Genomic DNA, 19,163 nt, shown 5'->3' with positions numbered 1-19,163 from the left:
CGTTGCGATTTGGAGAGAACGATGAAAGTTCGAGCTTCCGTAAAGAAGATGTGCCGTAATTGTAAGATCATTCGACGCAATGGCGCTGTCCGCGTCATTTGTATCGAACCGCGGCACAAACAGCGCCAGGGTTAATACCTGGGTTGTTTTTAAGCGGGTGCCGGCATACCCCTTGCCATAAGGCTTATAAAGGGGTATGCTGTTGCGCCTTTTGTAGATGAACAAACGAGCAAGCCGCTCAAATTTCGGAGTAAGCTGATGGCCCGTATTGCAGGCGTCAATATCCCGGACAACAAGCATGCGGCGATCTCGCTGACCTATATCTTCGGGATTGGCCGTACCCGCGCTCAGCACGTTTGTGCTGCTGCCGGTATCGCGCCTACTACCAAGATCCAGGATCTATCTAGCGATGAGCTGGATACCCTGCGTTCTGAAGTTGGTAAGTACACCGTAGAAGGCGACCTTCGTCGTGATGTTACGCTTAACATTAAGCGTCTCATGGACTTAGGCTGCTACCGTGGTCTGCGTCATCGTCGTAGTCTTCCGCTGCGTGGTCAGCGGACTAAGACTAACGCGCGTACCCGTAAGGGCCCGCGTAAGCCGATCCGCAAATAACACGCAGGCTCTTTAATAGAGAGCTGACGTTAAGACAGGAATAGACATCAACATGGCTAACCCGCGTAGTAACCGTAAAAAGGTTAAAAAGCAGGTAGTGGACGCCGTAGCGCATATCCACGCCTCTTTTAACAACACGATCGTGACGATCACAGACCGCCAGGGCAACGCTCTTTCTTGGGCGACAGCCGGTGGTTCGGGTTTTCGTGGTTCTCGCAAGAGCACCCCGTTCGCTGCTCAAGTGGCAAGTGAGCGTGCAGCAACTGCTGCAGCCGAGTATGGTGTGAAAAACGTAGACGTGCTGGTCAAGGGCCCCGGTCCAGGCCGTGAATCCGCCGTGCGCGCTCTCAATGCCGCCGGCTTCCGCGTGCAAAGCATCACTGACGCGACGCCCATTCCTCATAATGGCTGCCGTCCGCCTAAGAAACGCCGCGTTTAAGGAGACAGATTCATGGCTCGTTATATTGGACCGAAGTGCAAACTGTCTCGTCGTGAAGGCACCGACCTCTTTTTAAAGAGCGGTGTTACTCCCTTCGAGAAAAAGTGTAAATCCGAGCAGATCCCGGGTGTACACGGCCAGCGTCGTCAGCGTCTTTCCGACTACGGCTTGCAGCTTCGTGAGAAGCAGAAAGTACGCCGTATGTATGGCGTACTCGAAAAGCAGTTCCGCAACTACTACAAAGAAGCCGCTCGCCTGAAAGGTGCGACTGGTGAAGTATTGTTGCAGTTGCTTGAATCCCGACTGGATAACGTCGTCTACCGCATGGGCTTTGGCTCGACTCGCTCTGAAGCGCGTCAGCTGGTCAGCCACAAGGCGATTTCCGTGAACGGCCGCACCGTTAACGTTGCTTCCTACCAAGTGAAGCCCGGTGACGTTGTTTCTGTTCGCGAAAAGGCGAAGAACCAAGCACGTATTCAACACTCGTTGACCATTGCGGCCAACCGTGGCGATATCGCTTGGATCGAAATCGACGCCAAGAAGATGGAAGGCACTTTCAAGGCTCTGCCTGAACGCGGTGACCTGACTGCCGACATCAACGAAAACCTGATCGTCGAGCTGTACTCCAAGTAAGCAGTTTGATTTACATTTCTGCTTCTTGAGACCTGGGCGGGGTAGCCAAGCTAACCGCCCAGATGCTCTTGAGTAGTGTGCTCTAGAGTACTCAGTATCCGTTTGGCAGCCTGAAAGGTGTTCATATGCAGCGTTCAGTGACAGAGTTTCTTCGTCCTCGTGACATCAAGGTCGAAGAAATCAGCGCACATCATGCCAAAATCGTTCTCGAACCGTTCGAGCGCGGCTTTGGTCACACCCTGGGGAATGCACTTCGTCGCATTCTGCTTTCGTCCATGCCCGGCGCTGCCGTGGTAGAGGCTGAAATTGCCGGTGTAGAGCACGAATACAGTGCGCTCGAAGGGGTGCAGGAAGATGTCATCGAAATCCTCCTGAACTTGAAAGATGTTGCGATCAAGATGCACAGCCGCGATGAGGCGGTGCTCTCGCTGAACAAGCAGGGCCCAGCTGTCGTCACCGCTGGCGACATTGCGCTTGATCATAGCGTCGAAATCGTCAACCCGGATCACGTCATTGCTCATGTCAATGAAGGTGCCGAGCTGAAAATTCAGCTTAAGGTAGCGCTGGGTCGTGGTTACGAACCGGCTGACGCTCGTGGCTCTGATGAAGAGACACGTGCAATTGGCCGCCTGCAGCTGGATGCCACCTTCAGCCCTGTTCGCCGTGTTTCCTATTCGGTTGAAGCCGCTCGTGTTGAGCAGCGCACCGACCTCGATAAGTTAATTATCGATCTGGAAACCGACGGTACACTGGATCCGGAAGAGGCTATCCGTCGCAGTGCGACCATTCTGCAAGAGCAGCTGGCCGCCTTCGTCGACCTGGAAGCTGATAAAGAGCAGGAAGTCGAAGAGGAAGAGGATCTTGTTGATCCTATCCTATTGCGCCCCGTAGACGATCTTGAGTTGACAGTTCGCAGCGCTAACTGCCTAAAAGCCGAGAATATTTACTACATTGGTGATCTTATCCAGCGCACTGAAGTTGAGCTGCTGAAGACACCGAATCTTGGTAAAAAGTCTTTGAATGAAATCAAAGACGTATTGGCAGCGCGCGGCTTGTCCCTCGGCATGCGGTTGGAAAATTGGCCACCCGCTAGCCTGAAGGACGACAAGGCCTCCGCGTGAGTGTCGACTCGAGTCCCAGTTTGGTAAGGAATTACAACCATGCGTCATCGTAAGAGTGGTCGTCATCTGAATCGTACCAGCTCGCATCGTCAGGCCATGTTCAAGAACATGTCTGTCTCGCTGGTCGAACATGAAGTCATCAAGACAACCCTGCCTAAGGCCAAGGAATTGCGTCGCGTTATCGAGCCGCTAATTACCCTAGCCAAGCAGGATAGCGTTGCAAACCGCCGTTTGGCATTTGCCCGCACGCGCTCCAAAGAAGCCGTCGGCAAACTGTTCAACGAGCTAGGTCCGCGTTATGCCGAGCGTCCGGGTGGTTACATCCGCATCCTCAAGTGCGGTTACCGCACAGGCGACAACGCGCCCATGGCGTTCGTTGAGCTAGTTGACCGTCCGGTTGTTGAAGAAGCAGCTGCAGAAGAGTAAGTCTCTGCGTTGTTGCTCAACAAAATGAAAGCCGACCCCTTAGGGTCGGTTTTTTTTGGTCTATGCATTTCATTGCGTTTTCAACTTTTATACTGCTTTCTTAATTCACTTGAAGAGTTACCGTGCTAGTCTTAGATTTCTTAGTGTGGCAAGTAGATTAATGGTTGGTAGTGTGACATCACAGCAAAACAAGAAAGGGGCATGTATGGCAACAAGGGGAATATGCGCAACGATCGTCGCGCGTTGGTGGCTTCCGCTGTCGTTAATGGTATTGCTGCTAAGCACGATATCGAGTGCTCATGCAAATCCGCGTTATGCTGGGATTGTTGTGGATTTGGAAAACGGAGAGGTGCTGTACGCCGAGAATGCCGATGAGCGTCGCTACCCCGCATCGTTAACCAAAATGATGACGCTTTATCTTACATTTGAAGCATTGGAGAGTGGCCAGCTCAGTCTTAATCAGCCGCTTCCTGTGTCTGCTCAAGCTGCCGCCATGCCTGCTGTAAAACTGTGGCTTTCTGCAGGTAGTACGATTCCTGTTGATTCTGCTATTCGTGCGTTGGCAGTGCGCTCTGCTAATGATGTTGCCGTCGTGGTGGCTGAAGCGTTAGGTGGTAGCGAGCAGCGCTTCGCTCAGCTGATGACCGCAAAAGCGCGCGAGCTAGGCATGAATGCCACCACGTTCCGTAATGCCTCGGGTCTACCTGATGATCAGCAGGTCACCACGGCACGGGATATGGTGACACTCTCTGTGCGCGTGATGCAGGACTTCCCACAGTACTACCACTACTTTGGGCTCCAGGAGTTCACCTATCGTGGTACCCGGCACACCAGCCATAACCGCTTAGTGAAAAATTACCCCGGTGCAGATGGCCTTAAAACCGGCTTCATTCGTGCATCTGGTTTCAATGTAGCGACAACGGCCGTCCACGGGGATCGCCGCATGGTCGGTGTTGTTATGGGTGGCTTTAGTGGGTCATCTCGTGATTCTCATATGGCCAACCTGTTAGATCGAAGCTTTGCTCGTGCAGCGCTGCGTGACCAGCAAACATGGCTGGCCAATACTACTTTCTCTAGTGAGTTTATGGCTTTCTCTGGCTCTGGCACCCCTAGCCAACGCCCCATGTCGACACCGCCAGCTTCTAATCGCCCTGTCATGGCCAGTAACGTAACGATTTCGAATAATACAGCGGCTTCGAATAATTTGGCAGCGACAACCCTTTCTCCTTCACCAGCGTCTGCACCGGCTGTTGAAATTGAAGATCGTCTCGCGCGCTCTATGGAGACACCGACAAGCAGTCCGGTTACCCATACATCAAACCCGGTGAATACGTTTATTGAGCGTGAACGCGAGTTGGCTGCTACGCCCCAACGGTCTGTTACTGCTGGTGATTGGGGTATCCAGGTAGGTGCTTTTAGCCAGGAAGCACGAGCAGAGCAGTTGGCACGTCAGGCAGCTCAGCGACTGCCTCATGAAGTGGGAGGGCGGGTTGCCATCGATACCATAGCTGGTCAAACGCCGGTATTCCGCGCCCGTGTTGTCGCCTTGGACGAAGCGCGCGCCAGGCGCGCCTGTAGAACGCTCCAGGCGCAGGGGATGGAGTGCATGGTGGTCAACGCAAGTTTGTAAAGCCACGTTAGATCCGCAACCCCGCCAGTGACACATTGGCGGGGTTTTTTATTAGTTGTTTAACCCCGGCTGATAAAGTGTCCGAAGGGCAAAAGGAGAGCGTCGTGACAACGTCGTTAAAAGGTATCCTATGCATGTGCTTAGGGGTTCTGTTCTTAGCGCTTGGTGATGCGGTATCGAAGTGGCTAGGCGAAGTCCATTCGCCGCTACAGATTATTTTCTTTCGTACGCTCGTGTCATTACCGCTCATTGCACTGTTGGCGCATTTTGCAGGCGGGTTGCGCAAGTTGCATACCAAGCGCCCACGTGTACACCTTCTCAGAGGATTGATTTATACCGCCACCATGGTGTTCTTTGTCTGGGGGCTAACCCTGTTGCCACTCGCAGAGGCCACGGCAATCGCTTTTGTGGCGCCCTTGTTTGTAACGTTGCTTTCAGTGCCGTTGCTTGGCGAGCGGATTGATCCACCCGTATTAATAGCGTCGTTAATTGGCTTTGCCGGCGTGCTGATTGTGGTTCGCCCCGGTGGCGATGCGTTCCAGCTCGGCACGCTAACCCTCTTGGGAGCGGCTTTCTTTTACGCACTGATGATGATCACTGCGCGGCGCTATGGTGCTCGGGAGCACCTGTGGGCGATGGTGTTCTACATGACGTTAGTGCCCTTTATCATCACGGCTCTGAGTTTGCCCTGGGTTTGGCAAACCCCAGAACCCTGGCACTGGCTTGGCTTTTTGGTCTCGGGTGTTTTGGGTATTGGCGCGACCGCGTTTATTACCCTGGCATTCCGCTTTGCCCCTGCCGCGATTGCCGCTCCCTTCGATTACACTGCAATGCTGTGGGCGGTGCTGCTTGGCTGGTGGTTCTGGGGAGAGCTGCCGGATCTGTGGGTATGGGTGGGCAGTGTGCTGATTATGGGCAGCGGGTTGGCAATTGCTTACCATGACCGCCGCACGACGATGAAGCCTCGCCCAACGGCTTAAGCGAACTGATAGACATCCATTGCCAGTACGCCATGTTCAATGCTGTGGTGTAACTGAGTTGCATCTCCGCCTGCCCCCATGGCCACCAGCAAGGGCTGGAAGTGCTCTGGGGTTGGGTGGTTTTCCAGCGCTTTTGGAGCACTCTCCCAGTGGAGCAATGCCTGGCGATCATTGGCTGCAATGTGCTTGCTCACCCACTGGGCAAACTCATCTACCCAGGCGGGGGCGGGGCTGCCCTGGGGAAGCGTTTCATATAAGTTATGGGTCAGGCTGCCCGAGCCAATAATCAGAACCCCTTCTTTTCGCAATGCTGATAGGCGTTCGCCGAGCGTGACTAGCGCGTCATTTTCCCAGCGCACAGGTAGCGACAGGGAAACGACCGGTACATTGGCCTCCGGAAACATCAGCGAAAGTGGTACCCAAGCGCCGTGGTCAAGGCCGCGCTCTACGCGTTCGGCACCCAATAACAGCGCAATTTGTTCAGCCAATTCAGGGTTGCCAGGGGCGGGATACTGGCACTCGAAAAGAGCTTGTGGAAACCCGCCAAAATCATGAATCGTCTCTGGTTGTGCGCTAGTGCTGACCTTGAGCGTGAGACTCTCCCAGTGGGCTGATACGACGACCACCGCGCGAGGGGAGAGGCGCTTCCCCAGCTCGCGTAGGAAAGCGTGGGCCGGCGTTTTATTCAGCGCCAGCATGGGGGAGCCATGAGAAATAAACAGGCTGGGTAGCATCTTAGTACCTCCGTTAGCCTATAGGGGGCTAATGATGCCCGCACAAGCCGAAGCCAATGCGGGCAGAGCGGTTAAGCGAATTTGCGGCTGACAACAGCGCTACCGCCACCTAGGCCTGCCTGTACCACCAGAGCAATCGTCCAGAAAATAGGGAATTCCCAGCCACCACCCGGGTTTGAGAACAGCCAGCCATTACCCAGGTGTACCGAGGCTGCACCTAACAGTACGGGGACTAGAGCAAGGCTTACCCAACGAGTATAGATGCCCAGTAAAAGTGCTAGGCCACCACCTACTTCGGCAGCAATGGTTAAGTAAGCAAGAACACCCGGTAAGCCCAGGGATTCAAAATAGCTGACAGTGCCTGGCAGGGTGAAGACAAACACCTTAAGCAAGCCGTGAGCTAAGACCATCACGCCCAAGCTGATACGTAGCAAGGCAGTGGCATGGAGGGTGAGTGGTGAAGTATTAGTAGTGGTCATAGCCGTCTCTCTTAGTCGCGAGCATCACGTTGGATGCGATAGTGCCACTTTACAGATGAAAGCCACTGAGATAATCCACTGTTCTTGCACTTCACTGTTGCGATAAAGGCGACAATCCGAGCTCGATTTCCCATACTGGTGGGTCACCCCACGCCGCCGCCAATAACTCAATAAAGCGCTCTACTTTGGCAGGTAAATAGCGTCGGGCTGGGTAAAGCGCATGGATGTCTAGCAACGCCGGCGGTAAGTTCTGCAGAATCGGCACTAAACGCCCGTTCGCAATGCTATCGGTCACTAAAAAGCTGGGCTGTTGCGCTATCCCTAAGCCCGCTTCAGCTGCATGCGTCAGCATATCGCCATTATTACTCTCTAGGGGGCCAGAAATACTGAGTAGTTGATGGCCAATCCGCCAATCGCCACTGTTTTGGCCGCTTCGGTAGCGAAGGCAGCGGTGAGATGCCAAATCTTCACTAGTCAGCGGCGTGCCGTGCTTGGTGAGGTAATCAGGTGATGCGCAAAACAGCATCCGGCACTGGGTGAGCCGTCGCGCCACTAAGCTAGAGTCGGGCAGGTTGCCAATACGAATGGCGACATCGTAGCCCTCTTCCAGCAAATCAACGCGGCGGTCGTTTAGATCCAAACGCACCTCAAGCCCCGGGTGCGTTTGCATAAACTGTGCAACCAGCGGTGAAAGATAGCGTGTGCCGAAGCTCATCGGGCCATTGATGCGCAACTGTCCGCTCACCGTACTGGTGCCACTGCCGATTTCTGCCGCTGCCTCGTCCAAAGCGATCAAAATGCTTTGCGCACGAACGAGATAGCGTTCGCCCGCTTCAGTGAGGTGCAGCCGCCGGGTGGTGCGCTGAATAAGCCGAGCACCCAATGCCGCTTCAAGTGCCATCACTTGGCGGGATACCCGCGTGCGGGAAAGGTCTAGCGCCTCGGCCGCGCGGGTATAGCTACCCAGCTCAGCGACCTTTACAAACGCCGCGATATGGTCGAACTGGGTCATTGCGCGTGGAATGCCTGTGCAGCCAGGCGGGGGTCTGGCTGGCCACAAATAGCAGAAATAACCGCAACACCGTTTGCCCCAGCGGCTTTCACTTGAGCAATGTGTTCAGCTTTTAACCCGCCAATCGCGACGCTGGGAAGTTGGCACGCATTGGCAAGCTGTGCCAGCCCATCAAAGCCAATGGGCTGGGCGTGGTCTTGTTTACTGCCAGTCGAAAACACGGGCCCTAAGCCGACGTAATTGAGCAATTCGACAGGTGCCTCCTGAAGTTGGGCTGGGGTGTTAATTGAAAGCCCGATAATGGCGTGCTGGCCGAGCGTGCTTCGCGCTGCTTGAACAGCCGTGTCGCTTTGCCCGACATGTAAGCCATCCGCTTGGCTGGCGAACGCCACGTTCAGGCGATCATTAATGATCAGAGGGACGCCACTGCCTGCCAACATCGCTTTGAGACGCTTGGCCTGGGCGATCATGTGCTCGTCACTAGCGTGTTTATCGCGTAATTGCACCATGGTAATGCCGCCCTGCACAGCAGCTTCAACCGTTTTTTCCAGACCCATGCCAGCGCATAGACCCGCATCGGTGACTAAATAGAGTGAAAGATCAAACGGCATGCACCGCCTCCCATTGAGCAAGGGTCGAAAGGTCGTCAGGGGATAACTGATACAGCGCGTCCAATAGCGCCACTTGGAAACTGCCAGGGCCTTGAGCCTGCTCGCCTGCACGGCTTCCAGAGATGCTGAAACACGCCAAGGCGGCCAAGCTGGCCTCCAGCGGCTGCTCGTGGTTTGCGGCCACAAAGCTTGCCACCAGCGCACTCAATCCGCAGCCCAAGGTAGTCACGCGAGGCATGAGTGCGTGCCCACCTTTAAGCCGATAATGATTCGTGCCATCGGTAATGAAATCGCTCTCGCCAGTGACCGCCACCACGCAGCGATGTTGCTGTGCTAACGCAATGGCAGCGGCTGTAGCTTCTTGGGTGCTAGCAGTTGCATCGACCCCACGCCCTTGGCTGGCTAATCCGTTAAGTACTTGAATTTCTGAGGCGTTGCCACGAATAACGCTAGGCTGATAAGCCAGCAGCGTCTCACAAACACGCAGGCGAAATGCGGTAGCACCAACAGCCACAGGATCAAGCACCCACGGAATATGGTTTTCATGAGCAGTGCGCGCGGCGACTGCCATAGCATCAGCCCAAGGGGAAGAGAGGGTGCCAATATTAATCGATAGCGCGCCAGACATAGCCGTGAACTCCGCCACTTCTTCTTGAGCATGCAGCATGGCGGGGGAAGCACCTGCCGCCAATAGCAAGTTAGCGGTGCTATTCATCGCCACATAGTTGGTAATGCAATGTACCAGCGGTGTGGCAGCGCGCATATCGCGGAGATAATCGCCGAGTGGGCGTGAAGGCATAATATCCTCCCGGCTGGGAGGTGATGCAGCTGCACCACGACTCCCTACGCCGGTGTTATCCGGTTCAGGTTCAAAGGGTGCTTCTCAGCCCGTTAAGCAAGGGCGCCCCTGTCGTGATGGTACTATCCTTGGCTTAGATCAATCTGTAAAGCCTGGGCAGCGCGATGAGCAACTATCAACGAAACGAGATGCGTGTTCCGTAGGTGAGCATCTCATCAGGCGTCATCGCTTTACCCTCAACACCAATCATTTCATCGCCACACTGGTCGGCAAACGTAAGCACTCCATGAGTGAGGCCCAGCTGTCCAAGGGTGTCGCGAATTTCACCGGTGCCCAAAAACGTGCTGACATGACCCTCAGCATTGGTTAAATCAGAGACACCGTTCGCGTGATGGAAGCGAACCTTATAGATACCATCCATTGATTCAACTTCCACAATCGGTGAAAAGCCATTGTGTATGGCACGGGCTAACTGCTTTAACGTTATGTGGTCACCGAGGGTCATATCAATCGCAGTCATGGAAAACTCCTGTGGACGCCTCAAAGGTGGGGCATCGCTCATGTTGCGGGAACTGCTTTTTGTAAAGTTTATGAATAATAAGTGTAGGGTTTTTGTTTAGTATTGCCAGTGCGCTTAATGTGACACTGCGTTAGTGAATCCTACATGCTTGTAAAGGCTGGTATTATGGCTCTAAAGCCCTCATGGTAAGCGGTAAGTGAGGCTCAATGGATTCAATGATCAGCATTAGCGACAGGAGAGCAAAATGAGTTTTCAAGGCGAACAACATTCCGGCGTCGCGCCCGTAGCGCCGCAAACCCAAGGGTTTCGCTTAAATCACACCATGCTGCGGGTGAAGGATCCCGAACGCGCGCTAGCGTTCTACTCCAAGGTCTTTGGAATGCAGGTGCTACGCCGATTGGATTTCGAAGAGATGCAGTTTTCGCTCTACTTCCTAGCCAATATAGAAAGCAGCGATAACGTGCCAGAAGATACTCAAGCACGCACTGCCTGGACCTTCAGTCAGAAAGGCTTGCTGGAATTGACGCATAACTGGGGCACAGAAGATCAGCAGGATTTTGCCTATCACGACGGTAACGCTGAGCCTCAAGGGTTTGGTCATATCTGCTTTAGTGTGCCTGACTTAGAAGCTGCCGAGGCATGGTTTGATGAGCATGAGGTGACGTTCATCAAGCGCGCGGACCAGGGCAAGATGAAAGACGTTATCTTTGTCAAAGATGCAGATGGTTACTGGATCGAAGTGATTCAGGCAGACCGCATGGCAGCCATGGGCGACTAATATGGCCCACTTGCTGTTTCGGCTACGCCACGTGACCGATGAAGAGGCGTTGGAAGTACGCCAGTTGCTAGATGAGCAGGGCTTTGATGTCTATGAAACCCAGGCGGGCTTTTTTCGCCTGGGTGTCGATGCCATTTGGTTGCGTAACACCGCTCAGCGCGAGGCCGCTGAAGCGGCATTGGCGGCGTATCAGGAAAAGCGTCAAGCTAACGCGCGGCGAGAGCACGAAGAAGCGGTTGCCAGTGGCAGTGCACCAACATTATGGCGGCGCTTCCTTGCCCACCCCGTGCAAGTCGTACTGGTAATCGTCGCCGTGGTGCTGATCGCCCTATTAACGCTGCTGCCGTTTATTGGTTTGGTAGGCTAGATTTGTAAACAGTTTTGTAGATTAGCTGGGTAGCTTAATAGTGGCTAAGTGCCCGCGTTTTAGATAAAGCTGCACGCCTTCATTACCCGCGCGTAACTGAGGTGCCGCACCTACTGGGTAGCGGCACCAGCTGCCGGTAGCATATTCCTGCTCATCACTGAGTAGAGAGCCTTCCAGCACAAACAGCTCTAAACCACCGGCAAGCGGTGGATAAGACACCAGTGTATCGGCTTCCCAGTGCTCTAGGCTGACTCGCTCTGGGCCATACTGTTTTGAACTATAGGTGTGCAGCATTTTGTAAGTAATACCTGGCCGTCGGTCGGGCTGCCAGGGCAGCCTATGGGCAGGCACGGCCAGTTGCAAAATATCGTTTTCATCAAACTGGTGTAGCTTCACCAGAATAAGTGCGCCTTCTTCGCCTATTTGCGGGGTATGACCAGTGCCAATCGGGTTGCGTAAGTAGCTACCTGCCGGGTAACGGCCATGCTCATCGGCAAAGACACCTTCCAGCACTAAAATTTCTTCACCACCACCATGAGTATGGCGATTGAACTGGCTGTTGGGCGCGTAGCGTACCAAGCTGGTGGCTCTGGCGACTTCGTCGCCAATGCGGTCTAGCATCATGCGCTCTACACCAGCGCTGGGGGAGTCCACCCAACGGTACTGATCCGGCGTGACACTGGCAAAGTGGCTAAAATCGGCGTTTAGGCGCATGGTATTGGCTCTTTGCAGGGATGAAAATTCGCAGCAGTAGTGCAAGTCTCTCCATCCCTGGGACAAAATGCAACGCAAAAAAATACCGCCCAACGGCGGTATTGTTTAGGGTGCTTCGGCCAGGGTTGTCAGGATATGGTGTGCGGCCTGAATACGCGCCTGACTTGGGTAGTTCCGGTTTGCCAGCAGAACAATACCTAACTGCTGGCTGGGCACAAAGGCCACATAAGCGCCGAAGCCGTTGGTCGCACCGGTCTTGTTGTAGAGCGCTTCCTGTCTGGGCGGCAATGGAGGACTCAAAGGGCTGGCAGGGTTAGCTTCCAATACCACCTCAAGCGAGTTGCCTTCCAGCAGCGAGTCGATTGCCACCGGGTAGGCATAGCTTTCCCAGCCCAGTCCTTGGGTCATATTGCGGACCTCAAAGTACCCCGTGCGCGTGGCCGCCAAGGCTTGGCTTAGTGGCTCATTCAGCCCAGCGCCACTCATATTGGCTTCCACCAGCGTTAGTACGTCTGCGGCAGTCGATTTCAATCCGTAGGCCTGGGCATCCAGCATGCCTGGGTTCACCCGAATGGGCTCATCCTGTTTAGAGTAACCGTAGGCATAGTGCGCCTGCTGTGCTTCGGGCACCTGAAAGTAGCTATGCTCAAGCCTTAGCGGGGCGAGCAGCGCCTCCTTCATCGCCATCTCGAAGGGCTGGCCCAGGCTTTGTGCGGCGAGATAACCGAACAGGCCCAAGCTTGGGTTGGAGTAGAGCCGGTGGCTGCCAGGGGCGAATTCCGGTTGCCATTGGCGATAGTAGTCGATCATTGCCTCTTCGCTTTGAACTGACTCAGGGAACTGCAGCGGGAGCCCTCCTGCGGTATAGGTGCCGAGTTCCAGCAGGCTGATCTCATCGAAGGCGCTGCCTTCAAGTTCCGGCAGGTAGCGGCTGGCCGGGTCGGAAAGCGAGAGGGCGCCGCTAGCCTGGGCAAAGCCAGCGAGCGCAGCCGTAAAAACCTTGCTGACAGAGCCGAGTTCGAAGAGCGTCTCATCGGTGACCGGAATCCCCGCTTCTTGATTGGCGAGGCCATAATTAAAGTAGTGCTGTTGGCCGTTAATGCTAAGCGCGACCGCCATTCCCGGGATGCGATGCTCGGCCATCAACGGCGCGATAGTATCGTTCACCAGAGCCTCAATGCTGGCGTTATCCTGCTCTTCAAGCGCCCAAGCTGAGCTGCTAAATAGCAGAGAAGTAGCCATGAAAAGGTGGGTTTTTGCTGCTAACATCTTACGCATACCAAAATCCTGTTGTGATTAATGCCGAGAGAAGGTGGGAAGTTATTGCCAGACGCAAAGTCCGTGACGGTGGTTAACTTACGGCGCGCTGCGGCAATTCACAAACAGCGATATTTTGCATAAGCCATTAGAAAAATTTGGGGGTCAAGGTGGTGCGTCCCTACTTGCCGCTGAAGGCGCTGCGTGCCTTTGAGGCATCGGCCAGACATTTGAACTTTACGCGTGCCGCAGAAGAGCTGTGTGTGACCCAGGCTGCTGTCAGCCATCAGGTTAAGCTGCTTGAAAGTCAGCTGCAGGTGCCGCTGTTCATACGCTTGCCACGAGGGCTTATGCTGACCCAAGAGGGAGAACTGCTGCTGCCAGTGCTTAAAAGCTCGTTCGACCAGATGGCGCATACCCTGGATCAGCTCGGTGAGAGTAGCTATCGGGAAGTATTAAACGTTGGTGTGGTAGGTACCTTTGCCGTCGGCTGGTTGCTGCCAAGGCTAGAAGATTTTCAGAAAAAATATCCCTTCGTCGATTTACGGCTTTCCACCCATAACAATCGCGCGGATTTAGCTAGCGAAGGCCTTGATATTGCTATCCGCTTTGGAACGGGCGCTTGGCATGGAACCGCAGCGCAGCCACTGTTGCCAGCGTCGCTATCGGTCATGTGCACCCCCGCTATCGCTGCGCGGCTCACTACCCCCGCCGATGTATTAGGCGAGACCTGGCTGCGCTCTTATCGCGCCGACGAATGGACCGAGTGGTTATTGGCGGCAGGGCTGCCTGGCAGCTTGCCGATGACGAAAAGCATTGTGTTTGACTCTTCCATCGCTATGGTGGAAGCGGCCCTGCAAGGGGCTGGGGTAGCACTGGCGCCCCCGCTGATGTTTTCCCGACACTTGACCAGTGGCGAACTGCAACAGCCGTTCGATATCTCCGTCAGTTTGGGAGGTTACTGGCTCACTCGGCTGCAGTCACGCGCAGAAACTCACGCGATGGCTGCCTTCCGAGAATGGTTAATGACAGCAACCAACGCCTGAGGTGCAGGCTCTTTTAGTGAGACGCTGACGCCAGGCCATCCTTGGCCAAACGCCCATGTGATCCAATATTTGCGATAAGAAAGTTGCCATGACCGCTTAGTGAGTATGCTCGCTGTGGTCGTGGTCGTGGTCGTGGTCGTGGTCGTGGTCGTGGTCATCATGGCCCGGTTCAGCTAATGCTGAGTGGAGCACGTTCGCGTTATGACGCATCATGCCTAAGTAAGTGCCGGCTTCACCCTCACTCGCCAGCGCATCGGCATACAGTGTGCCAGCAATCGGCAGACCAGTTTCTTCGGCCAGCTGATTAATGATGGCTTGGTTGGTCATGTTCTCGTGGAACAGCGCCTGCACGTTTTCCTGTTCGATGACATCCACAAGCGCGGCCATGCTGGCGCCGCTGGGGTCAGCTTCGGTAGATAGGCCGACAGGGGAAAGAAAGTTCACCCCATAAGTATTTGAGAAATAACCAAACGAATCATGGCCGGTAATCACGCTGGCCGAAGCGGGAATATCGCTCAGCAAATCACGAATTTCATGATCAGCCTCGTCTATTGTCGCTAAATAGCGCTCAGCATTTGCTTGATAACTTTCAGCATTGGCGCTGTCTGCTTCGATTAAGCCATCGCGAATATTGGTAACGTAGACCTTTGCCTGCTGTAGATCCTGCCATGCGTGAGGGTCGTCATCACCATGGTCATGTTCACTGTGATCGTGCTCGTCGTGCTCGTGGCCATGGTCGTCGTGGCCATGGTCGTCGTGGCCATGGTCGTCGTGGCCATGGTCGTCGTGGCCATGGTCGTCGTGTCCATGATCGTCATGGCCGTGTTCTTCATGATCGTGTTTGGCAAAGGCGCGGGGTTGAATGCCATTGGTTGCGGTGACCAATGCACCCGTATAGTCGCTAGACTCAATCAAACGCTCCATCCAGCCCTCAAACAGCAGTCCGTTAAAGACCACCACATCTGCGCTGGCCAGCGCGCGGGCGTCGCCTGGGCTTGGCGAATAAACATGGGCATCGCCGTCAGGGCCGACAAGCGACGTTACGTCAACGTGCTCTCCGCCCACGTTTTCGACCATGTCAGCCAGGATAGAGAAGCTGGTAACTACCTGAACACGGTCGTTAGCCATTGCTGCAGGCAATGCCAGCATGGCTGAAACACCCACCCACCAGCGCGATGAAGAGAAAAGCGACATACAACGCTCCTTCAAAAATAACAAAGAGTTATGGCGACTGTTCAAGCGCCAGCGGCGTTGTCTTGCGCCGCAGCTTAGCGGCTAAGCTGTGATAGCGGCCGAACAGTGCCGACAGTAGATAACCCACCCCAGCCAGCAAAATAATGCTCGGCCCTGACGGGGTATCAAGATGAAACGAAATCAATAGCCCGCCGGTACTGGCGATCATGGCCAATACCACGGCAATACCTATCAAGCCTTCCAGCCGCTTACTCCAAAACCGCGCCGCAGTGGCAGGCAGCATCATTAAGCCCACCGCCATTAACGTGCCCAAGGTTTGGAAACCCGCGGTTAAATTCAGCACCAATAGCCCTAAAAAAACGCTATGTACCCAACTGCTACGGCGGCTTTGCCCGCGTAAAAACAGCGGGTCTAAACACTCCACGACCAACGCGCGGAAAATGATCGCCAGAATAATCACAATCAGCGTGCTGATAGAGGCAATGAGCAGTAGTGCTGTGGAGTTAATCGCCAAAATTGAGCCGAACAGCACATGGGTTAAATCCACGCTGCTGCCACCCATAGAAATGAGTAATACCCCGGCCGCTAGCGAGATAATAAAAAAACTCGCCATAGCCGCATCTTCTCGCTGGCCGCCCATTTTCGACACAGCACCGGCAAGTAACGCCACCATCACGCCGAACAGAACGCCCCCGGCGCTCATCACCGGCAGAGAGAACCCGGCGAGTAAAAAGCCCAGCGCCACCCCAGGCAAAATAGCGTGGGCCATTGCATCGCCAATCAGGCTCATGCCCCGTAGCACCAAAAACACGCCCAGCGGAGGAGCAGCAAGCGAAAGTGCCAAGCCACCCACGACCGCACGCCGCATAAAGCCATAATCGAAAGGCGCAACAAACCACGCATCAAGCAGTGCCAGCATGACGACCTCCCAAAGCAAACGGCACGACCTTGGCCGATGCATGTTGGTGGTTAAGCGCGCTAGGCGCGACCCAGCGACCATGGCCACCGTTTAGCATTAATACTTCATCGGCTAGGTGGCTCAGATGATCCATATCGTGCAGCACAATAATGATGGTCACGCCTTCATCGGCCATTTGGCGCAAAATACGGATCAAAATATCCACCGTATCGCTATCCACGTTGGCAAACGGCTCATCCAGTAACAAAAGCTCCGCTTCCTGCATCAGCGTACGGCCAATCAGTGCCCGCTGGCGCTGGCCGCCGGAAAGCTCACCCAAAGGGCGGTGGGCCAAATGAGAAATACCTAGGCGCGCCATGATGTCGCGACCCTTGCGATAATGCGCCGCACAGTAGCCTTTTAACGCCCCGTGGCTTGGCCAACTGCCGGTCATCACCAACTCTTCCACGCTCATCGGAAAAGTAAGGTCCAGCGCCAATTGCTGCGGTAACCATGCGCGGCGTGCTTTATCAACGGTGCAAATCACTTTGCCGCTAATAGGCCGCAGTTCACCCATAATCGCCTGGATCAACGTGCTTTTGCCCGCCCCGTTAGCGCCGATAAGCGCCGTAATAGCACCGGGTTTTATGTCACCATCGACATGCTCAAGTACCGTGCGCCCGCCTTGGGCAAGGTGCAAGTCATGCAGTTGCAGGCGTGAAAGTGAACGCTCACTCATAGCGGCCACCCACTTGCCCACAAAACTAACCCCCATAAACCCAGCAGCGGCAGTGCCACTAGACCCAACCGCTTCGCGGCAGATAATGACATCAGCGAAAAATGACAAGGACCTTCCTTGTTATGGCGATGCATATGCTCACTCATTGAGTGTCCTCGCTAACCAATAAATAAGTTATAACATAACAATTGGCAAAACCAAAAAAGAGCCCGATATTTTACGCGCTCCTGGCGTGCTGACAAACCTGTTGCACTGACAATATTAAATCGTGCCCCTTTAATGCGGCCGTGGCATGCAGCGACTACAACATGGCTAATAGCGCCAAGCAGCAACAGCTGGTTGGAATGAGACAAGCAGGGCGTATTCGCCGTTCAAAGTAACAGGCCCAACCGAGAAACGAGCAGGTTGAAAACGGTTAATTGCGCTAGAGGCTTGGTTGGGTTGCGTCCAAATCTGCAGCTTATTGTAAGCCGACCAGTCAGCAGACATTTGGGCCTGGGCTTGCGTAGACAGCGTGAGCAGCACTAGCGCGGAAGCCGCCAACACACGAGACATCGGCATAGCGAATCACTCAAATAAGAAAAGTAACGCGAAGCGTAGCACGTTGAGCCTAAGGCGCTAGCGTGTAATCGGTGTGGGCTAAGTATGACTATGGTCAATGGCGAGGTTGGGTAAAGAATGGTTAGATGGAGTTCTTTTTCAATTAGACGGCCAAGTACAGGTTAAACGTCTTCAGCATTTACCTTGAAACTGAATTAGAGTTATATCTGACAATATGCTGTATCCCAGCTACGAAATGGACGAAACAGATAACTTCCAAATTTGTGCTCGTTTTTTAGGGCTCTGGGCATTTGGGAGGATGTAGCAAACCAACTAAAAAGGCAGGGAACATGGAGATAGCACAAAAAATCGCAACACTGGCGAGCCGTGCCAGAGAGCAGCTTGACCACATCGTCAATGAAGAAGCGACGAAAAATGCGATGGTCATGCCATTTATACAAAGCTTAGGATATGACGTTTTCAATCCAACCGAGGTACTGCCTGAATTTACGGCTGACGTTGGCTTGAAGAAAGGCGAGAAGGTCGACTACGCCATCAAAAATGATGGTGTGCTTTCAATCCTCATCGAATGTAAGCCCCGTACGACAGACCTTGCAGATGCACAATTCAGCCAGCTCTACCGCTATTTCAATTGCACGGAAGCAAAGTTTGCGATTTTAACCAATGGCATTGAGTACCGCTTTTACTCAGACCTTGATGACACAAACAAGCTAGATAACAGACCATTTTTTACCTTTCGTCTGACTGACTATAACGAAAGGGATATTGAAGAACTGAAGAAATTTGCTAAGCCTGTTTTTAACGTCGATACCATTCTTAGTACCGCAAATCGGCTGAAATACACCAATCTCGCGATGGCATCATTCAGCAAGATGCTTAAAGAACCGCCCCGCGAATTCATCAAATTCATAGCTCAAGACTTCTTTGATGGACGGATGACTCAGCAAGTTCTTGATGAATTCACACCGATCATCCGCGACGCAATGGCTCAACACATCAAAGAACAGGTTTCTCTAAGACTCAAACAGGCATTAGCTACGACAAGTGGCGATGAGTCAGGTGCTGTTAACTTACAGTCCATTCAGATGGACTCCGAAGAACCTTCTCAAAATACAGATGATGCGATAGTCACGACTCAGGAGGAGATTGATGGTTACAACATGGTTCGGGCTATCGTTGCCAGCGAAGTAGCTCCTGAAAGGGTTTTCATGCGAGATGCAAAGTCGTATTGCGCCGTGTTGCTTGATGACAACAATCGTAAGCCGATTTGTCGCCTTCACTTCAATTCCAAAATCTTAAAAAGAATTGAAATTCGCCAAGATAATGAATCAGTTAAGCACGATCTAAATGCACTGACAGATATCTTCAATCACAGAGACGCTCTGATAGCCGTTGTAAAAGGCTACGAATGATCCCTAAAGCCGGTCTTGTGCCGGCTTTTTTTCGACCTGCAAGGTAAATAAAGCGCTCATAAGGTAAGCATATTTACCTTGTGTTTTGCGACGTCTGCAAACGTCAGCTTTAACCACCACGGCTTGGAGTCAACAAATGCAATCCAATGCCCAACCATGCCGGGTGTACATGCATCCGACCGCTGGAAACAGCCACAT

General features: G+C 53.7%; 24 protein-coding genes and 1 riboswitch. Of the genes, 12 read left to right on the top strand and 12 right to left on the bottom strand.

The window, feature by feature from the left end:
• Window positions 1-21 precede the first annotated feature (21 nt).
• From rpmJ to CEK60_RS16890, 8 genes are all read left to right on the top strand, one after another.
• On the top strand, window positions 22-135 hold the full coding sequence (gene rpmJ / locus CEK60_RS16925; protein ID WP_009099023.1) for a 50S ribosomal protein L36: 114 nt from the start codon (window positions 22-24) through the stop codon (window positions 133-135).
• Between the two features lie 123 nt (window positions 136-258).
• Window positions 259-615, top strand: a complete 357-nt coding sequence (rpsM, locus tag CEK60_RS16920; RefSeq protein ID WP_009723884.1) for a 30S ribosomal protein S13 — start codon at window positions 259-261, stop codon at window positions 613-615.
• A 52-nt stretch (window positions 616-667) separates the two neighbouring features.
• Window positions 668-1,054, top strand: coding sequence for a 30S ribosomal protein S11 (rpsK, locus tag CEK60_RS16915; protein WP_009723883.1), 387 nt, complete (start codon window positions 668-670; stop codon window positions 1,052-1,054).
• A gap of 12 nt (window positions 1,055-1,066) precedes the next feature.
• Window positions 1,067-1,687 (top strand): 30S ribosomal protein S4, encoded by a 621-nt coding sequence (gene rpsD, locus CEK60_RS16910; protein ID WP_009723882.1) that lies wholly within the window; start codon window positions 1,067-1,069, stop codon window positions 1,685-1,687.
• A gap of 125 nt (window positions 1,688-1,812) precedes the next feature.
• On the top strand, window positions 1,813-2,808 hold the full coding sequence (locus CEK60_RS16905) for a DNA-directed RNA polymerase subunit alpha (RefSeq protein ID WP_009723881.1): 996 nt from the start codon (window positions 1,813-1,815) through the stop codon (window positions 2,806-2,808).
• A 39-nt stretch (window positions 2,809-2,847) separates the two neighbouring features.
• The gene (gene rplQ, locus CEK60_RS16900; RefSeq protein WP_009723880.1) at window positions 2,848-3,234 is read left to right on the top strand and encodes a 50S ribosomal protein L17; all 387 of its coding nucleotides are present in this window, start codon (window positions 2,848-2,850) and stop codon (window positions 3,232-3,234) included.
• 205 nt (window positions 3,235-3,439) lie between these two features.
• Complete coding sequence (locus CEK60_RS16895) at window positions 3,440-4,864, top strand: serine hydrolase (RefSeq protein ID WP_089040009.1); 1,425 nt, start codon at window positions 3,440-3,442, stop codon at window positions 4,862-4,864.
• 104 nt (window positions 4,865-4,968) lie between these two features.
• Window positions 4,969-5,844 (top strand): DMT family transporter, encoded by an 876-nt coding sequence (locus CEK60_RS16890; protein ID WP_232471395.1) that lies wholly within the window; start codon window positions 4,969-4,971, stop codon window positions 5,842-5,844.
• Here CEK60_RS16890 and CEK60_RS16885 read toward each other — a convergent pair.
• The 6 genes from CEK60_RS16885 to CEK60_RS16860 all read right to left on the bottom strand — a co-directional run bounded on the left by CEK60_RS16885 (window position 5,841) and on the right by CEK60_RS16860 (window position 9,999).
• A complete protein-coding gene (locus tag CEK60_RS16885; RefSeq protein ID WP_089040007.1) occupies window positions 5,841-6,578 on the bottom strand; it encodes a DODA-type extradiol aromatic ring-opening family dioxygenase in 738 nt (245 codons plus the stop codon). The genes CEK60_RS16890 and CEK60_RS16885 overlap by 4 nt on opposite strands.
• Window positions 6,579-6,649: 71 nt before the next feature.
• A complete protein-coding gene (locus CEK60_RS16880; RefSeq protein ID WP_089040006.1) occupies window positions 6,650-7,057 on the bottom strand; it encodes a DoxX family protein in 408 nt (135 codons plus the stop codon).
• Window positions 7,058-7,148: 91 nt separating this feature from the next.
• Window positions 7,149-8,069 carry a LysR family transcriptional regulator gene (locus CEK60_RS16875; RefSeq protein ID WP_089040005.1) on the bottom strand — a complete coding sequence of 307 codons (921 nt, stop codon included), beginning with the start codon at window positions 8,067-8,069 and terminating at the stop codon, window positions 7,149-7,151.
• Window positions 8,066-8,680, bottom strand: a complete 615-nt coding sequence (thiE, locus tag CEK60_RS16870) for a thiamine phosphate synthase (RefSeq protein WP_089040004.1) — start codon at window positions 8,678-8,680, stop codon at window positions 8,066-8,068. The genes CEK60_RS16875 and thiE overlap by 4 nt, the downstream gene beginning before the upstream one ends.
• Entirely contained in the window at window positions 8,670-9,479 is an 810-nt protein-coding gene (gene thiM / locus CEK60_RS16865) for a hydroxyethylthiazole kinase (protein ID WP_089040003.1), read from the bottom strand. The genes thiE and thiM overlap by 11 nt, the downstream gene beginning before the upstream one ends.
• Before the next feature lie 24 nt (window positions 9,480-9,503).
• Window positions 9,504-9,599, bottom strand: a riboswitch (TPP riboswitch).
• A gap of 55 nt (window positions 9,600-9,654) precedes the next feature.
• Window positions 9,655-9,999, bottom strand: coding sequence for a hypothetical protein (locus CEK60_RS16860; RefSeq protein WP_089040002.1), 345 nt, complete (start codon window positions 9,997-9,999; stop codon window positions 9,655-9,657).
• Between the two features lie 244 nt (window positions 10,000-10,243).
• Here CEK60_RS16860 and gloA point away from each other — a divergent pair, with 244 nt between their 5' ends.
• Both gloA and CEK60_RS16850 read left to right on the top strand, forming a co-directional pair.
• Window positions 10,244-10,777, top strand: a complete 534-nt coding sequence (gene gloA / locus CEK60_RS16855; RefSeq protein ID WP_089040001.1) for a lactoylglutathione lyase — start codon at window positions 10,244-10,246, stop codon at window positions 10,775-10,777.
• A gap of 1 nt (window position 10,778) precedes the next feature.
• On the top strand, window positions 10,779-11,144 hold the full coding sequence (locus CEK60_RS16850; protein ID WP_089040000.1) for a DUF6164 family protein: 366 nt from the start codon (window positions 10,779-10,781) through the stop codon (window positions 11,142-11,144).
• A 21-nt stretch (window positions 11,145-11,165) separates the two neighbouring features.
• Here CEK60_RS16850 and CEK60_RS16845 read toward each other — a convergent pair whose 3' ends face one another.
• Both CEK60_RS16845 and ampC read right to left on the bottom strand, forming a co-directional pair.
• Window positions 11,166-11,858 carry a cupin domain-containing protein gene (locus CEK60_RS16845; protein ID WP_089039999.1) on the bottom strand — a complete coding sequence of 231 codons (693 nt, stop codon included), beginning with the start codon at window positions 11,856-11,858 and terminating at the stop codon, window positions 11,166-11,168.
• Between the two features lie 105 nt (window positions 11,859-11,963).
• Window positions 11,964-13,127 carry a class C beta-lactamase gene (gene ampC / locus CEK60_RS16840; RefSeq protein ID WP_232471526.1) on the bottom strand — a complete coding sequence of 388 codons (1,164 nt, stop codon included), beginning with the start codon at window positions 13,125-13,127 and terminating at the stop codon, window positions 11,964-11,966.
• Between the two features lie 158 nt (window positions 13,128-13,285).
• Here ampC and CEK60_RS16835 point away from each other — a divergent pair, with 158 nt between their 5' ends.
• Entirely contained in the window at window positions 13,286-14,161 is an 876-nt protein-coding gene (locus CEK60_RS16835) for a LysR family transcriptional regulator (protein ID WP_089039997.1), read from the top strand.
• A 96-nt stretch (window positions 14,162-14,257) separates the two neighbouring features.
• Here CEK60_RS16835 and CEK60_RS16830 read toward each other — a convergent pair whose 3' ends face one another.
• The 4 genes from CEK60_RS16830 to CEK60_RS16815 form a co-directional block, all read right to left on the bottom strand.
• Window positions 14,258-15,355 carry a metal ABC transporter solute-binding protein, Zn/Mn family gene (locus CEK60_RS16830; RefSeq protein ID WP_089039996.1) on the bottom strand — a complete coding sequence of 366 codons (1,098 nt, stop codon included), beginning with the start codon at window positions 15,353-15,355 and terminating at the stop codon, window positions 14,258-14,260.
• Between the two features lie 28 nt (window positions 15,356-15,383).
• Window positions 15,384-16,274 (bottom strand): metal ABC transporter permease, encoded by an 891-nt coding sequence (locus CEK60_RS16825; RefSeq protein ID WP_089039995.1) that lies wholly within the window; start codon window positions 16,272-16,274, stop codon window positions 15,384-15,386.
• Entirely contained in the window at window positions 16,258-16,992 is a 735-nt protein-coding gene (locus CEK60_RS16820; RefSeq protein WP_089039994.1) for a metal ABC transporter ATP-binding protein, read from the bottom strand. The genes CEK60_RS16825 and CEK60_RS16820 overlap by 17 nt, the downstream gene beginning before the upstream one ends.
• A gap of 312 nt (window positions 16,993-17,304) precedes the next feature.
• The gene (locus tag CEK60_RS16815) at window positions 17,305-17,553 is read right to left on the bottom strand and encodes a hypothetical protein (protein ID WP_089039993.1); all 249 of its coding nucleotides are present in this window, start codon (window positions 17,551-17,553) and stop codon (window positions 17,305-17,307) included.
• A 329-nt stretch (window positions 17,554-17,882) separates the two neighbouring features.
• Between CEK60_RS16815 and CEK60_RS16810 the strand changes: the two genes are divergently transcribed.
• Entirely contained in the window at window positions 17,883-18,965 is a 1,083-nt protein-coding gene (locus CEK60_RS16810; protein WP_089039992.1) for a type I restriction endonuclease, read from the top strand.
• Window positions 18,966-19,163: the final 198 nt, after the last annotated feature.

The sequence above is a fragment of the Halomonas sp. N3-2A genome, assembly GCF_002216165.1.
Classification (GTDB): Bacteria; Pseudomonadota; Gammaproteobacteria; order Pseudomonadales; family Halomonadaceae; genus Vreelandella.
Note: the sequence above shows the minus strand (reverse complement) of the source record. Positions and strands in the feature narration are given on the sequence as shown.

What these genes read in the sequence shown, in the direction of transcription:
- CEK60_RS16905 (WP_009723881.1), top strand. Translation starts at nt 1,813, where the DNA reads ATGCAGCGTTCAGTGACAGAGTTTCTTCGTCCTCGTGACATCAAGGTC.
- CEK60_RS16880 (WP_089040006.1), bottom strand. Translation starts at nt 7,057, where the DNA reads ATGACCACTACTAATACTTCACCACTCACCCTCCATGCCACTGCCTTG.
- ampC (WP_232471526.1), bottom strand. Translation starts at nt 13,127, where the DNA reads ATGTTAGCAGCAAAAACCCACCTTTTCATGGCTACTTCTCTGCTATTT.
- CEK60_RS16815 (WP_089039993.1), bottom strand. Translation starts at nt 17,553, where the DNA reads ATGCCGATGTCTCGTGTGTTGGCGGCTTCCGCGCTAGTGCTGCTCACG.
- thiM (WP_089040003.1), bottom strand. Translation starts at nt 9,479, where the DNA reads ATGCCTTCACGCCCACTCGGCGATTATCTCCGCGATATGCGCGCTGCC.
- CEK60_RS16825 (WP_089039995.1), bottom strand. Translation starts at nt 16,274, where the DNA reads ATGCTGGCACTGCTTGATGCGTGGTTTGTTGCGCCTTTCGATTATGGC.
- CEK60_RS16810 (WP_089039992.1), top strand. Translation starts at nt 17,883, where the DNA reads ATGGAGATAGCACAAAAAATCGCAACACTGGCGAGCCGTGCCAGAGAG.
- CEK60_RS16830 (WP_089039996.1), bottom strand. Translation starts at nt 15,355, where the DNA reads ATGTCGCTTTTCTCTTCATCGCGCTGGTGGGTGGGTGTTTCAGCCATG.
- rpsM (WP_009723884.1), top strand. Translation starts at nt 259, where the DNA reads ATGGCCCGTATTGCAGGCGTCAATATCCCGGACAACAAGCATGCGGCG.
- CEK60_RS16860 (WP_089040002.1), bottom strand. Translation starts at nt 9,999, where the DNA reads ATGACTGCGATTGATATGACCCTCGGTGACCACATAACGTTAAAGCAG.
- rpmJ (WP_009099023.1), top strand. Translation starts at nt 22, where the DNA reads ATGAAAGTTCGAGCTTCCGTAAAGAAGATGTGCCGTAATTGTAAGATC.
- rplQ (WP_009723880.1), top strand. Translation starts at nt 2,848, where the DNA reads ATGCGTCATCGTAAGAGTGGTCGTCATCTGAATCGTACCAGCTCGCAT.
- CEK60_RS16875 (WP_089040005.1), bottom strand. Translation starts at nt 8,069, where the DNA reads ATGACCCAGTTCGACCATATCGCGGCGTTTGTAAAGGTCGCTGAGCTG.
- CEK60_RS16850 (WP_089040000.1), top strand. Translation starts at nt 10,779, where the DNA reads ATGGCCCACTTGCTGTTTCGGCTACGCCACGTGACCGATGAAGAGGCG.
- thiE (WP_089040004.1), bottom strand. Translation starts at nt 8,680, where the DNA reads ATGCCGTTTGATCTTTCACTCTATTTAGTCACCGATGCGGGTCTATGC.
- rpsD (WP_009723882.1), top strand. Translation starts at nt 1,067, where the DNA reads ATGGCTCGTTATATTGGACCGAAGTGCAAACTGTCTCGTCGTGAAGGC.
- rpsK (WP_009723883.1), top strand. Translation starts at nt 668, where the DNA reads ATGGCTAACCCGCGTAGTAACCGTAAAAAGGTTAAAAAGCAGGTAGTG.
- CEK60_RS16895 (WP_089040009.1), top strand. Translation starts at nt 3,440, where the DNA reads ATGGCAACAAGGGGAATATGCGCAACGATCGTCGCGCGTTGGTGGCTT.
- CEK60_RS16845 (WP_089039999.1), bottom strand. Translation starts at nt 11,858, where the DNA reads ATGCGCCTAAACGCCGATTTTAGCCACTTTGCCAGTGTCACGCCGGAT.
- gloA (WP_089040001.1), top strand. Translation starts at nt 10,244, where the DNA reads ATGAGTTTTCAAGGCGAACAACATTCCGGCGTCGCGCCCGTAGCGCCG.
- CEK60_RS16885 (WP_089040007.1), bottom strand. Translation starts at nt 6,578, where the DNA reads ATGCTACCCAGCCTGTTTATTTCTCATGGCTCCCCCATGCTGGCGCTG.
- CEK60_RS16820 (WP_089039994.1), bottom strand. Translation starts at nt 16,992, where the DNA reads ATGAGTGAGCGTTCACTTTCACGCCTGCAACTGCATGACTTGCACCTT.